The sequence below is a fragment of the Pseudovibrio sp. Ad37 genome (assembly GCF_001623075.1).
Classification (GTDB): domain Bacteria; phylum Pseudomonadota; class Alphaproteobacteria; order Rhizobiales; family Stappiaceae; genus Pseudovibrio.
Map to the genome: position 1 here is coordinate 1 of NZ_LMCF01000090.1, position 14,225 is coordinate 14,225.

General features: G+C 50.0%; 9 protein-coding genes. 4 read left to right on the plus strand and 5 right to left on the minus strand.

Going from position 1 to position 14,225, the window contains the following annotated elements:
• Window positions 1-1,191: 1,191 nt before the first annotated feature.
• The 4 genes from PsAD37_RS29415 to PsAD37_RS14595 are packed head-to-tail and all read right to left on the minus strand — an operon-like array spanning window position 1,192 to window position 8,792.
• Window positions 1,192-5,568 carry a calcium-binding protein gene (locus tag PsAD37_RS29415; RefSeq protein ID WP_063296774.1) on the minus strand — a complete coding sequence of 1,459 codons (4,377 nt, stop codon included), beginning with the start codon at window positions 5,566-5,568 and terminating at the stop codon, window positions 1,192-1,194.
• Between the two features lie 16 nt (window positions 5,569-5,584).
• Window positions 5,585-6,040, minus strand: coding sequence for a hypothetical protein (locus PsAD37_RS14585; RefSeq protein WP_063296775.1), 456 nt, complete (start codon window positions 6,038-6,040; stop codon window positions 5,585-5,587).
• Window positions 6,041-6,080: 40 nt separating this feature from the next.
• On the minus strand, window positions 6,081-6,617 hold the full coding sequence (locus PsAD37_RS14590) for a GNAT family N-acetyltransferase (protein ID WP_063296776.1): 537 nt from the start codon (window positions 6,615-6,617) through the stop codon (window positions 6,081-6,083).
• A 3-nt stretch (window positions 6,618-6,620) separates the two neighbouring features.
• A complete protein-coding gene (locus tag PsAD37_RS14595; protein WP_084407820.1) occupies window positions 6,621-8,792 on the minus strand; it encodes a type I secretion system permease/ATPase in 2,172 nt (723 codons plus the stop codon).
• A gap of 113 nt (window positions 8,793-8,905) precedes the next feature.
• Between PsAD37_RS14595 and PsAD37_RS14600 the strand changes: the two genes are divergently transcribed.
• The 4 genes from PsAD37_RS14600 (at window position 8,906) to PsAD37_RS14615 (ending at window position 13,689) form a co-directional block, all read left to right on the plus strand.
• The gene (locus tag PsAD37_RS14600) at window positions 8,906-10,246 is read left to right on the plus strand and encodes an HlyD family type I secretion periplasmic adaptor subunit (protein WP_063296777.1); all 1,341 of its coding nucleotides are present in this window, start codon (window positions 8,906-8,908) and stop codon (window positions 10,244-10,246) included.
• A gap of 187 nt (window positions 10,247-10,433) precedes the next feature.
• A complete protein-coding gene (locus PsAD37_RS14605; RefSeq protein ID WP_063296778.1) occupies window positions 10,434-11,054 on the plus strand; it encodes a recombinase family protein in 621 nt (206 codons plus the stop codon).
• A 14-nt stretch (window positions 11,055-11,068) separates the two neighbouring features.
• Window positions 11,069-12,721, plus strand: a complete 1,653-nt coding sequence (locus tag PsAD37_RS14610; RefSeq protein ID WP_244272530.1) for an IS481 family transposase — start codon at window positions 11,069-11,071, stop codon at window positions 12,719-12,721.
• Complete coding sequence (locus PsAD37_RS14615) at window positions 12,715-13,689, plus strand: AAA family ATPase (protein ID WP_063296780.1); 975 nt, start codon at window positions 12,715-12,717, stop codon at window positions 13,687-13,689. The genes PsAD37_RS14610 and PsAD37_RS14615 overlap by 7 nt, the downstream gene beginning before the upstream one ends.
• A gap of 349 nt (window positions 13,690-14,038) precedes the next feature.
• Here the strand turns inward: PsAD37_RS14615 and PsAD37_RS27595 are convergent.
• Window positions 14,039-14,225 (minus strand): integrase core domain-containing protein (locus PsAD37_RS27595; protein ID WP_084407822.1); only part of this gene is annotated, 187 nt, incomplete at its 5' end.

The window sequence follows — 14,225 nt, forward strand, 5'->3', positions numbered from 1 at the left end:
CGCTTCTCATCGTCACTCCAGCGCCGTCCTTGGCTTTCTATCATCATCAAAGTCCATGCAGATAAAACTACACGTACGATAGAGCAGCAAAGCTAGAATCGTCAGGTCGGGTTCGCCGGACGCTTACATTTGCAACAGAAAGTATCAAAATCTAAATAGAGGTTTTCGTTTTGGAGGTGCTGCGATAATTTTTTCCTTAATCCTGTTGCTTCTTTTGAGTGCGCAAAGTCCGATTGATAAGGAGGGAGTCAAAGTACTAATAAATGGATCTGAGACGGCACTAAAAGTGCAAAGTAATGTGGGAGTTTCACTAATTTTCGGGCCTGAAAGCTGAAGCCCACCTAAACCGTCTCCTCTTCGCCACACAACGCCCGCTTGCAAACCTTGGCCATTGACACCGCATGCATCTGGTTGCATGCTCTTGGGTGAGGCCCAAAACCTCTCCAAACAGCGGTACCCGCTCCCGTTAACTAGCGGATTTTTTGTGCCTTTTTTCCAAAAGTGCGCAAACCCTTCGTTATGAGCGGGAGGGCGGTGAATACAATACCTTCTTCGGAGGGGAATAAACCCGCCTGTCTGTTTGCAGGTTTTTGGCCTCCCGCTCGCCAGCGAGTCCCAAAAGCTCTTTGTCGTGCGGCCTTCAACACCCTAAACAGAGGGATTGAATATGGTCGACTCCGCATGCGCATGCAGCGCCACAAACACTCTTCAGAATGAAATTGACGAAGTCCAGATCGTCGTCTCTGATCTTCAGAACCTCGCGTACATGCAACAGCTTGTACTCAGCGAGCGCGTGAAGAACAGCTGCGAGCGGGATGCTTTGCTCACTCTGCACCACGCTTTATGTGTATACTCCCTGAACTTATCTGTTGCGGCTCGAGATCATCAAGGCCCGGGCTTGAGATTATCCCGATTTTCGGCTCAAATTAATTGAGACACTAATTCCAGATGGGCTCAGATTAACTGAGACTGGGCGCAAATTATATGAGACAGGTTCACATTGCTGAGACTGAGTTCATTTCCTGGAGAATGAACGCTTGTGTACCCTGTTACCGTCTAAAATTCTAGAATAGCCTTTAGGAAAGCAACCATCGCAACACGTAGGTTCTGCGTTTTTTGCAGCGGGGAGGCCGGTGGCAAATGGTCACAGAGCTAAAAAAGCCCCGGCGTATTCGCCGAGGCTTTGATTGCCTAACTCCAGGCTGCATTGATCGCCAGTTGAACTGGTTGCGGAATTGCCGAGCTTGTTACACCACCATTACCATCGCCGATATCAGGCCGGTAGGAAGCCATGGCTGAAACGAGTGAGCTGATGTCCTTATAAGATAGCTCTTCTGCCCCTATCTTAAGATGGTCGAGATGTTTACCAGCTGCTCCAGATGTCTCAGAGGTATACCAACCTTCCAGTGTGATTGTATCGTGGCTGCCAAGCACTGAAACTTGCAGATCATCGCCAGACTTATCAAACCACAAGTCTGATTTGCTCACACCTGACCCAAACAAGAGCTCATCATCATTTACGCTGCCCTGACCGAGGATCCTGTCCTGTCCATGTCCTCTGGAGTACTTGAAAGTATCATTACCTTCTCCTCCAATGAGAATGTCATTTCCTACTCCTCCAATCAGAGTATCTGACCCGATGCCGCCATTGAGGACGTCATCGTCAGCACCACCCTTTAAGACGTCGTCGCCGTCGCCACCAAAGAGAAGGTCGTTGCCTGCGCCGCCATTGAGTGTGTCATTGCCAGATTGTCCGCGAAGTGTGTCATCACCGCCAAGACCAGAGGCTGTGTCGTTTCCATTGCCCAGCTGTATGGTGTTGGCATCTTCTGTGCCTGTGAGGTTATCGTTGCCGCGACCACCAACTGCATTCTCAAAGTTTCCAGTACTCAGTGAGTATGTCATACCTTGATCGGTATCGAACTGGACCCAGTCATTGCCTTCACCACCATCATAGGCGGTATCTTCGTGATCCACGACCAAAACGTCGTTGCCGCGTCCACCATATAACTTGTCGGCTCCTTCCCCACCAATGAGAAGGTCATCACTATTGTTATCCAGATTGAGTTCAGTTGATGTCAGGTCAATCCGATCTACTCCGAGGTCTGACAGAGTTTTCAGCTCCCCGGCATCTGTGACGCCATTTCCGTTGTCATCCTGCCAGAGACGCAACTCATCAAACCGCTCATCATCGCTGCTGATAACGCCGTCTCCATTGCTATCAAACTGGCTGCGGAGGGCTTCAATGTCCGTATCCGTAACATCTGTGAGTTCAGAAAATGAGACCTCTCCATCCTGGTCGATGTTTCCATCAAGTGGAGGAGGTACAGTTTCATAGACAGGGTGGGCATCGACAAACTGCCTATAATCAGGATCTAAAAGAGAATTATTTAGCCATTCTGGCGTCATAAAGTCCTTTTTTTGCTCTTCATCGACAATGTACGCAAACCAAGGATGCGAGTAAGCTAGGGTTAAATACTCTCCAGGGTCTAAGAATAGGCTATGAGACACGTTTCTAATTGCTCCTGGGCGATGCTCTCGCAAATACTCAATATATTTGGAATCGACCTGTTTGGTCTCTATCGTGTTATGTTCTCCGTACGTTTCTCCACCACCATAGGCGTAGAACGGGTCTCCGTAGGGTTCAGTTTTTACAACAACTAAGAAAGAAACCAATTCTCCCTGCTCATAAGCTTTCTTGCGAGTAATCGGTTTTGCCCCCTCCTCGGGCAGATCCACAACCAGCTTACCGCGGCCTGCAGTTTCCAGGCCCAAACCTGCGATAGAGGAGTCGGTCAACTTCAGAGTATTGCCAACCTTCTGCAGAGCAGTCTCTCCATTGGCGCCAAACTGGTAGATATGGCTTTCATCCACATCACCCCAAAGCACATCATCGCCCTTGCCGCCGTTGAGTGTATCTGAGCCACCATTGCCATAAGCTGTGTCATTGCCATCACCAAGTTCCATGGTATCATCGGCCTGACCACCCGTGACAGCATCATTGCCAGATGAAGTGCGGGCAAACTCAACGCCTCTGGCTGCCATGTCCAGGGACAAGTCTTCTGTACCGTCAAAGATCAGGCGGTCGTATCCCTCTCCGCCATGATAGTCGCTGTCATTTGCATCGATCAGGAGTGTATCTTTACCTGCGCCGCCATAAAGCTTATCAGCCCCTTTACCACCAATAAGCAGATCATCACCTGCCCCACCGGTCAGGGCATCATTGCCATCGCCGCCCATCAAATGAGCATCTTCTGTTAGACCTGAACCATACAGTACATCGTTCCCTGTGTTACCGAATGCACCGCGTAGCCCCTCACTGGCAAGGTTCAGATCTGCTGTCTGACCTTTTTTGACGACCCGATACTGGGCATCATTTGCATTCTCAAAGTCGATCTTGAAGCCATCGGCCGTATCAACCAGCTTCTGACCATCATTTTCATAGGAGAGCACCGCATCACCGCCAAGCAATGTGGTTCCATCGCTTTTGAGGATGTTGAAGTTGGCATCAATACGTGAGCCATCAACATAGGCATCAACCTCACCGAAGGTCGTCAGATCAATCTCTGTGATCCCGTGTGCTGCCAATGTTTTGAGCTCACCAGCCGAGACCTTGCCATTGGCATCTTTGTCCTGCCAGACTTTGAGCTCATTGAAGCGAGCATCACTGGCGTTGACTTTGCCATCTTTGTTGCTGTCAAACACCTTGGCCAAAGCTTCCAGATCACTGTCATCTTCTGGTGTCAGGTTGGCTAGAATAACTTCTTCTGCGCGCGTGATGTCGCCATCCGGCCCGGACGATCCGTTTGCAGCCAGATCAACAACGATGAAACCATCTTCACCGCCAACCCAGGCCATTGCTTCATCATAGCCATCATTATCGACATCAAAGCGGGTGAAGCTCTCATTTAGGGGTTTGAGGGCGAGGCTTTGGTCGTTGTTCAGATCAACAATCAGTGGCCGTTTGCCACCGCCGCTATCGTTGTCATCGGAACTCCCCCCGCTACCATTGTGAGCATTATCGTAACCTCTATCAAATCCACTTCTCCAGCCAGACCAGTAATCATCAGTGTCTGGGTACGGTGAATCATCATAGTCGTGCCCCACTCCATCCCGATATCCATCCCGATATCCACGTTGATAATTTGTCTCTCTACGTTGTTCTCTTCTACGCTCGGTTCTGTCGCTTCCGTCACGATCATCATTACTCGATGAGTTATGCCCCCCGACAGAAGTCCAGCCATTACCCGTTGAATCTGGAGTAGAAGGTGTTGGAGGAGCAGGATTTGCGTCCTCCCACTCCTGTTCAATCGTATCGAGACGAGCTTCAATATCAGCGGTTAGAGCAAGGGAATCTGCATCTGCCGAGTTGTGCAATGAGGCTCCAAAGGCCTGAGAAACCTCTTCCAGGCTGTAGCCCGCTTCAATGGCACCATGAGCCGCAATCTCAGCAGTCTCAACCGCATCCCGCGCTTCATTGGTGGCGTCTGCCAGATCATCTTCACCGGTGAACACATCAGAAACAGCTTCCCCAACAGAACCAACTGCATCTACAAGCGTATCGCGAACATCCTTGTAGGCGTCAAATGCAGCGGAGTCTTCGATTGCCTTGGCAACATCCGCAAGCTGCTGGATCGCAGAATTGTCAGGGAATACATCCCCGTAAAGCTGTGTAACTTCAACAATATCATCGGCATTGCCAATAACTTCCCAGGCTTTTTTCAACCAACCAACCGGTGTCAGGGAAACGGCCAGATCAACACCAGCTTCTTTAGCAAGAGACTTCAGATCTTCTTCTGACAGCTGAAGACCAGCATCCACAGCTGCCTCTGCCAGAGAAATATCCTTCGCAGCAGCTCGTGCTTCGAGGGCTGGATAGATGGCCGCTGCAGCAAACCCAAGAACGGCAACAGGTGCACCGCGTCGCAGGAGGCCATTAACACGGCCGACACTTTTCTTCTCGATGCTGTCGCTGTAGCTATCTGGCAGTGTAGGCTTGTGTTCTTCCAGGTTGTGGGACGATCCAAATTGGCTTGCATCGATTTTGGTTTTCAGCTCATCGAACTGTTGCTGAGTATAATCGACATCAGGATCAGTCAGAAGATCTGTCAAAGCAGACTTCACGCTGACCCGGTCAAAATTCAACCGCTCTAAATCAGTTTGCTTGTTGAACTTATTGTCGAGAAAATCCTTGTCGCGGCTGATAACTTCAAAGTCGTAATAGTCTTTATTATCCTGCATGAACTTGCGGGCACCCATGTCCCACAATTCCTGGTTATTGCCTTGCGTACCGCGTTTGTGATCCGGATCGAACTTGTTCTTTTCTTTGTCGGTCTTAACGGGATCGACCTGTTCAACTTTACCGGCGTAGCGCTTTTCGTTAAGCCAAGCGTCGAAGTCGTTTAGTTCTTCTCCGGTCAAGGTATTTGAGATTTCCTTACGAGCCCCTCTCACGTAAAGAAACTTATCTCCTCGAGAGACAATAGCATCGAGAGCTTTGGTGCCACCATTTTTCATAATTGTCTGGATCTGAGAGTGATCCAGAAGAATAACTTTTTTCTTCACCACAAGAAACGACCTTCAATTACTCGGAAACAAAATTACGATATTTACTCAGGATATGACTGCGAACTTCTGGTGACTTAATATTACTGTATTCACCATCTAGAATTCGGTAGAGAGTATGAATTCCAGCTGTTTCAAAAGCAGCGGCCACCGCGTCATAATTACTCTTCCAGCAAAAATAGTAGAAGAAATCTTCTAAAGTTTGGAACGCGTCATCTGGGCAGTCGCTCATGTCTGGTAACTCATTCCCGTGCGCGATAAGCACCTTGTTCCATTCCCAGCGCTTCTCAACCGCCTCACGCAGCTCATCATGCTGGAATAGGACTTCCATGAACTCCAGAACCTGAGAGACCGGAATAAGAGGCTCTACCGTGCCATTGAACTTATTATAGAACTCTTTTGTCTCTTCATCGTCGCGCTCATTGAACTCATAAAATTCCTGGCGCCAATTGGAGATATCGCTAAAATCTGCCATTTTGCTCTCTTTTTGAATTTCAAATACTTCTTACAGCTGTTCAAGCTTTGATCGCATAGTTACCGCCCAGTGGCCTGCAGCCCAACTTTCGCAGAAAGCGGTCAGTCTCTGCAGGCTTCACACCAGAGGTCACGTGGAACAACAAGTAGCTTGAGCCCATATGTTCGGACCACTGTTTTGCTGCCTTAAATAGACGAAGTGCGACTTTGCCGCTTAATACTGACTTGCGTACGCTTGGATGGACAAAGAAGCCATGAATGGTCGTCACCTGCGTTTCGTCGCTGATGTAATAATCGCCAATAACAGCATAAAGCCCGCCCACAAGTTTACCGTTGTGTTCGACCACAGCGCACATGTGCGCCGGATTGGGTCCCAGTGCTTTGTCTGCCATTGCCTGCACCTTTGAAGGAGAGAACGGGATTTCAGAAAGTGCACTTTCTTCATGCCAGAGACGGAATAGCTCGATCAGCATCGGAACGTCTTTTTCTTCCGCTCTGCGTGTCTTTAACCGCTGCTCAGAAGCACTAGAGTTATGAACCATCTGTGTTTGGCTCTCCATTGTGATAGGTTGGTCCATGTTTCACTCTCCCGACGCCAATTTGTTAAGTTCTTGATAAAGGCCTGCTTGTCCGATGAGCTCATCATGCCTGCCTTGCTGAATGACTTGCCCTTGATCCATGACCAGGATCTTGTCGGCATGACGGACCGTTGAAAGACGATGAGCAATGATGATGACGGTTCTTCCCTGTGCAATCCTTGCAAGGTTCTGCTGGAAGATGCGCTCACTTTCATAATCCAACGCCGCGGTTGCTTCATCTAAGATCAAAATGCGTGGAGCAGTCACCAAAGCTCTGGCAATCGCAATGCGTTGGCGTTGACCTCCAGAAAGATTGGAACCGCGCTCTTCAAGTACGGTGTCATATCCTTTCTGGAGCTGAAGAATAAACTCGTGTGCTCCAGCTAATTTTGCTGCCTGCATAATTCGGGCCATAGGCATTGCCGGGCTGGAAAGAGCAATATTGTCACGAACCGAGCGATTGAACAGAATATTTTCTTGCAAAACAACGCCAATTTGCCGTCGCAACCAAGCTGGATCCATCAAACCAAGATCAATACCATCTATCAGCACTCGTCCTGTTTCGGGAACATAGAGCCGTTGGATGAGCTTGGTGATGGTGGATTTGCCAGAGCCAGAGCGACCAACTACGCCAATGGTCTTTCCTGCTGGCATATCAATTGAGACGTTGTTGAGGATCTCCGGTTCGTTAGCGCGATAACGGAATGTCACATTCTTAAGCTCCACCTTCCCTTGCACAGGTGGCAGGTTTTCCGGAGAAGATGTCGAGGTTTCGGTTTTAGTGTTTAAGATATCGCCCAGGCGCTGGATGGATATGCGAAACTGCTGGAAGTCCTGCCACAGCTGAGCCAAACGGATTACTGGTTGGCTGACTTGCCCGGCAAGCATGTTAAAGGCGACCAGCTGGCCGACAGTCATCTCTCCAGACATCACAGCCTTCGCTCCGACCCAAAGCACTATGCCCATTACCAGTTTATTGATGAGCTGCACTGCTTGGGAGCCAAAGGCTCCTAAAGAAATCGTGCGGAATGATGATTTAACATAGGCTGCCAGGTTCTCATCCCATCGATTATGCATCTGCGGCTCAACCGCCATCGCCTTTAAGGTCTCGGCTCCCGCAATGCTTTCCACCAAAAAGGCTTGATTGACTGCACCACGATAAAACTTTTCATCCACTCTCTTGCGAAGCTCTGGGGTGATGGCAACAGAGAGCAAAATGTAAAATGGGACCGATGCCAAAACGACAAGCGTCAAAGTGGGCGAGAATACCCACATGACTGCAAAGAAGACGACCGTGAAGAGAAGATCAATCACCACCGTCAGTGATGATGAGGTAATAAAGTCCCTGACATTTTCCAGTTCGCGCACGCGTGCAACCGTTTGGCCTGTAGCACGTGTTTCAAAGTAACTGATTGGAAGAGCCAATAGATGCCGGAACAGTTGCGCGCCCAACTGCACATCCACACGGCTGGTGGTGTGAGAAAACAGATAGGTCCGCAGGAAGGAGAGGATGGCCTCAAATACAGCAATTGCCAGAAGCCCAATGATGAGCACATCCAGCGTTGTAAGACCGCGGTGAACAAGCACTTTGTCGACTACGACCTGAAAGAACAGTGGTGAGATGAGCGCAAAACACTGAATGAAGAACGAAGCAAGCAGGACTTCAGAAAATAGCTTTTTATATTTGAGGAGCACTGGTAAGAACCAGCGCATACCGAACTTCAGCTCTGAGGCGATTGAACCCGCTCTACGCGCGGCCAGGACCAGAGTTCCTGACCAAAGCTGTTCAAGTTCAGCCAAGGATAGTTCTTCAGGTGGTTTCCCCGGATGTTGGAGCAAGACTCCATCGTCATTTGTTTTGGCAAGAACAAACCAACTGCCCTCTTGAGTGATAGCCAGTGCTGGAAGCGGCAGCTTTCTTAACTTTTGGACCGAGCTATTGATTGCCTTACACTTCAAACCATTTTTACGCGCGGCTCTAACCATGTTGGTTGCATTAATAACGCCGGCTTCATTTGCATACTCATGAGCGATTTGCTGCGCAGAGGCACGGATCTCATGGAAGGCAAGTAACATGGCAAGACTGTGAGCCCCACTCTGATCAGCAGGTTTGTTGTTTTGACCTAACCCGGCCGTGTTCTGCTTATTATTTTCTTCGACAAGAACTTCGGTCATCAACTCATTCTGTGTATATAGGCGGAGAGCCTTAACTGCGTGTTGCAACCTAACGGAAACTTGATACATGAGTAAATAACTCAAGTATCATTTCCGACCACGCGAGCTCACCTATGCACAGATCAGATAACTCTAACCAAAAGATATCAGATTCCACGGAGTTCCTTCCAGCAGCCTTGGAAGTCTTAGAACATCCTCCATCTCCTATCGGTCGTGTGATTGTATTTGTGCTGTGTGCATTTTTCTTGCTGGCGGTTATCTGGTCGTGGTGGGGTACGGTTGATATCGTTGTAGTTGCTGAAGGCCAGACCATCCCAGCAGGCAAAGTGAAAAACATCCAACCTCTGGAGACCGGTGTTGTCCGTGCTATCCATGTAAAAGATGGACAAAAAGTGGTTGCAGGTGATCTTTTGCTTGAGCTGGATCCAACAGAAACATCTGCCAATCTTGAGAGTCTGCAGTTTGAGTTAGCCCAATCCCGAGCCGAAGCTGCAATAGGCCTCGCGATGCTGAGCGATGAACCGCTTGAAGTGTTGGTATTGCCAGAAGAACTCTCGTCAGAACTTGCTGAAAACAGCCATACCTTGCTTCAGGATAGCCTTGATCAGCTCAGATCTTCCTTGAAAGCAATCAAGTCAGATATAGAGCGAAACAAAGCCACCCTCCGGGCAACTGATATTGAAGAGATCAAGCTGGAGCAAACGCTTCCACTCATCAGAGAACGTTTAGAAGCGCAACAAGGATTGCTTGCAAAAGGGATTACTCAGAAGCCGTTGGTCATGCAGCTTCAGCAAGAGCTTTATGAGATGCTGGCTTTAAGAGATGGCCTTGAGGAAACCCGCGCGCAGGCAAGCGCCTCTATAGCTTCTTTACAAGCACGCCATGTGGAAACCATTGCATCTTACAGGACTGCAGCGGCAGAGCGGCGCCAAGCAGCTCTGAACAAGATTGCAGCTCTAGAGCAATCATTGCGCAAAGAAACTCAGCGACAGAAGTACCGAAAGCTGCGGGCACCTGTATCTGGTTACGTGGACAAGCTTTCAGTAAACACCATTGGAGCAGTTGTTGAGACCGGAAATCTCCTTCTTTCCATTGTCCCCTCAGAGGTTCCGTTGGAAATCGAAGCAATCATCCTCAATAAGGATATTGGATTTATTGAAGTGGGACAAAACGCTGAGATAAAGTTGGAAGCGTTTCCGTTCACCCGATATGGCGTCCTTCAGGGCAAAGTATCACGTATCTCCAATGACGTCCTTCTTCATGAGCAACTTGGGCCGATCTATAAAGCTCGTGTAGCTCTGAAAAGTCAGCACATCACTGTTGCGGGAAAGAACATTCCGTTGGTTCCAGGTATGACTGCATCTGCGGAAGTAAAAACGGGCAAGCGCAGGATCATCGAATTCTTCCTGTCGCCGCTGCTCAGATACAAAGACGAAGCCATCCGAGAGAGATAGTTTTTGCCTTTAGATTGAAGGTGTCAGTTCTTCTCATTTCTAACGTGCCTACCAGAAAAACCTCCGTTTTTCTTGCAAGTGGCTCGAGCCCGTAAAACCTTACGTCACCTAACAAGAAAACCCGTTGCAAAAAACATCGCCAGATTGCATCCTGATCTTAGTCTTTTCTGACAGATAGGGCGGGATCATGCTCATCGGGTATGCACGAGTGTCTAAAGCAGATGGAAGTCAACTGCTGGATTTGCAGCGGGACGCATTGATTGATGCTGGTGTTGAACTGGACCGGATCTATGAAGACAAGGCCTCCGGAAGGCGCGATGATCGCCCCGGACTGACTTCCTGCCTGAAAGCTTTGCAACCAGGTAATTCCCTTGTTGTCTGGAAGCTGGATCGACTGGGGCGCGACTTGAAGCACCTCGTTTCTACAATAGATGAGCTCAGGGAACGTGGTGTTGGGTTCAGGGTTCTTGCTGGAGCTGGTGCAGAGATTGATACTACCACCGCAAATGGTCGTTTGATTTTTGGCATATTCGCTTCGCTGGCAGAGTTTGAGCGCGAGCTGATTGCAGAGCGCACCAAAGCGGGGCTGGCAGCAGCAAGAGCACGAGGACGACGAGGTGGGCGACCACGTAAGATGGACGTTCAAATGCTCCAGATGGCGATGCGTGCTATGGCCAACCGAGATACCAAGCCAGCAGATTTAGCTCGTCGCCTCGGTATTACGACGACCACACTTTATATGTACTTGAATGGGGATGGCTCGGTGAAGGCACCTGGACAGGCCTTACTGAAGGCGGCAGCGCAATGAAGCGCGGCGGAGGCATACCGGCAGAGGCGCTGCTCGACTTGCGCCGCCGCCTCGATCAGTTACCGCCCCGCCATCCAGAACGAAAATCCATCATTGAGGGAGCTATCCAGTTCTATGGCCTATCGAGAGCGAGTGTCTACCGCGCACTTCAAGGTCAATTGCGCCCACAAGGCGTGCGCCGTGCCGATCATGGGGCACCAAGGAAAATCCCACGTGGTGAGATGGTGCGGTACTGCGAAATTATCGCCGCCTTAAAAATCCGCACCTCCAATAAGAAGGGGCGCCATGTATCAACAGCGCGTGCTATTGAGCTGCTTGAAACGACTGGGGTTGAGACCCCCCAAGGGTTGGTTCAAGTTCCCAAAAGTCTCCTTAACAAAGTGACAGTCAATCGGTACCTGCGGCTGTGGGGTTATGACCATACCCGCATGACAAGAGCCCCAGCCGCTGTGCGTTTTGAAGCCAAATCCAGCAACGCACTGTGGCAGTTCGATATCAGCCCATCCGATCTGAAAGAAATTGAGCAGCCGACCTGGATTGATCCTCATCGCAAAGGAACTCCAACGCTCATGCTGTTCAGCGTGGTGGATGATCGCAGTGGTGCTTCCTATCAAGAATATCGCTGCGTTTATGGTGAGGACGTTGAAAGCGGGTTACGATTTTTATTCAACGCCATGGCCCCAAAAGACAGGGACGGCCCAGCATTACAAGGAATTCCAGAAACGCTTTATCTGGATAATGGACCGATTGCCAAAAGCGGGATCTTTGCGACAGTCATGGAACGGCTTGGAGTTCTTGTTATGCCGCATATGCCTGCAGGAAGTGACGGTCGCCGGACAACCGCTCGTTCAAAGGGGAAGGTCGAACGACCCTTTCGAACCGTAAAAGAAGCGCACGAAACCTTGTATCACTTCCATAAACCGACGACTGAGGCCGAAGCCAACAGCTGGCTTGCCCGCTTCATTGACCGCTACAATGCCCAGCCTCACAGACGGGAACCCCACAGTCGGATTGAGGACTGGGTGAAGAACCTGCCCGATGCCGGGATACGGCAAATGTGCTCCTGGGAACGGTTCTGTACCTTTGCCCGCGAACCAGAGACCCGCAAGGTTGCTGGAGATGCCCGCATACAGGTGGGTGGAGCCTTTTATGAAGTTGATCCCGATCTTGCCGGTGAAAGCGTAACACTCTGGTGGGGGCTGTTCGACAATGAGCTGTTTGTCGAGTTTGGCACAAAGCGATTTGGGCCTTACAAACCTTCTGGTGGCCCTATTCCGCTGCACCGCTATAGAAAGCCACGGAAAACGGCCTCACAAAAGCGAGCGGATCGCATCGGGACTTTGGCAGAGAACATATCTGTGCCCAAAGCTGCGCTGACTGGGATGGAAGATGATGAGCTCTTTCATGAGAACGTTGTCCAGTTACACAGCCAGCCGTTTGTTGACCCAGACCCGTATGGACAACTCGCCTATTCTAACCGCCTGGATGCCCTCAAGGGCATATCCGAAATGCTGCAAAAACCGCTGTCCAGACTTAGCCAGGATGACCTTGCCTTCGTCAATGCGCTCGTTGAGCGTACGCTCGACAAGGCCTTGATCAAAAACGATATCAGTGCCCGGTTCTCTTTTGTGCGGTTGCGATCTAGCAAGGAGATACCGGAATGCTAAGTGCCGAAATTATGGATCATTACCAACTGACACAAGACTGGCGTCATGCTGGGTTCTTTGAAACCCAGAACCATCTGCAAATCGGTAAAGCGGTACGATCTAGTTTGGGAGCTGGTAGACTGATTGCAATCACCGGTCCCATCGGAATCGGCAAGACAGTGTTCTTACAGCGTCTTCAGGATGAGATTGCCAAGGAACGGAAGGTGATTGTCGCGGAGAGCTTGTCAGTCGATAAAGCACGTACCACTATTCCAACGCTGATTGCGGCTTTGTTTTATGATATATCACGAGAGAAAACTCCCAAAATACCAACACAAGGCGAGAAACGTGAGCGCGAGCTGCGAAAACTGGTTGCCCGATCTGGAAAACCCGTTGCTCTGTTCATCGATGAAGCCCATGACCTGCATGGGAAGACATTGATTGGCCTGAAACGCTTGATGGAAGTTATCGCCCGTGGCGGCGGAACACTCTCCGTCGTTCTGGTTGGCCATCCTAAACTGCGCAACGACTTGCGCCGCCCAACCATGGAGGAAATCGGGCACCGCACTGATGTCTTGCCTTTTGAAGGGCTAGGTGAGGACGCGCGCGCATATCTGGATTGGTTGCTCAAGGCGTGCGTTGAAGAGCATGCGGATATTGATACGCTTATCCAACCTGAGGCTCTAGATCACTTGGCCGACCGTTTAAACACACCGCTCCAGTTTGCTGAATATCTGGACAGGGCCTTTGAAGCTGGGTTCCGCCTTGGTCAAAAGCAAATCACCATTGACATTGTGACTTCGACACTGGCTCCCGATTTTAATGACCTGGAGCCACGGCTGACGCGGCAGGGATATTCGGTCAAAGTGCTGGCCGATCAGTTCCACGCCCGGCAAGGCGAAATCCGTAGCTTCCTCAATGGGCAGCTGGATAATTCGAGGACGCGAGAACTTGCTGACAAGATGCGGGCGGCCGGGCTGGCGCTGTAGCGCTTCCCCTTAATCTCGAGGGATTGAGCTCAGTCTCAGCAATGTGAACCTGTCTCACTTAATCTGAGCCCAGTCTCAGTTAATTTGAACTCAGCTGGAATTAGAGTCTCAATTAATGTGATCCCAAAATACCGATAATCTCAATCCCAACCCCCGATGATCTCAATTCGCTACACTTATCAATCCATTCCCAAGACCCTGGAGACTTTCGTTGTCTACTTTTCTTGCCCCGGATCTCGTCTTGCTCTGCGCGCTCGTCTGAGGTGTGGGCTCCTGTCCGTCGTCGAGTGAAGTTAGACAGAATTAGCTTCTGAGTAGCAGAGTGTTTGGCCCGGTTCGCGTTTTGATTTTAAGCGGCTTGCGCGTGGTAGCGCAAGCGACGGTTTTGAAGAGTTTTCCGTTTAATTATCTGCCTGTGCTCCAGGACCTGCTTATGGCGTCCCCAATAGGCATCAGCCGGGGTTACGTTCCCAAGGCTCTCGTGATAGCGGTGGTGATTATAGTAATCGACGAACCTTTCAATCTGGGCTTCCAGA